This window comes from Mesorhizobium sp. LNHC252B00 (assembly GCF_000502955.1).
Lineage (GTDB): Bacteria > Pseudomonadota > Alphaproteobacteria > Rhizobiales > Rhizobiaceae > Mesorhizobium.
In genome coordinates, this window is record NZ_AYWO01000171.1 from 1 (window position 1) to 287 (window position 287).

Genomic DNA, 287 nt, shown 5'->3' on the forward strand with positions numbered 1-287 from the left:
GCCGATCTTTTCCCAAGCCGCCTCGTCATGCATCTCGTCGGTGGCGGCGTAAGGCGTCGTCCAGGTCTTGACGATATCTGATATCTCGCCGTCATTGGCGAAGTCCGTGTTCGCGCCGGGCACGGCAAGCGACAGGTAATCGCGGTGGCAGAAGACCTGGCTTTCACCAGTGTCGGCCAGGATGATGAATTCGTGGCTGAGATCTCCGCCGATCGGGCCGGTGTCGGCCCGCATCGGAATGGCCTGCAGGCCCATGCGCGTGAAGGTCCTGAGATAGGACACGAACA

Annotated in this window: 1 pseudogene; it reads right to left on the minus strand. The window is 61.3% G+C overall.

The features are described from left to right. Positions 1 to 287: pseudogene (locus X744_RS0139495) on the minus strand (proline--tRNA ligase); the annotation flags it as partial.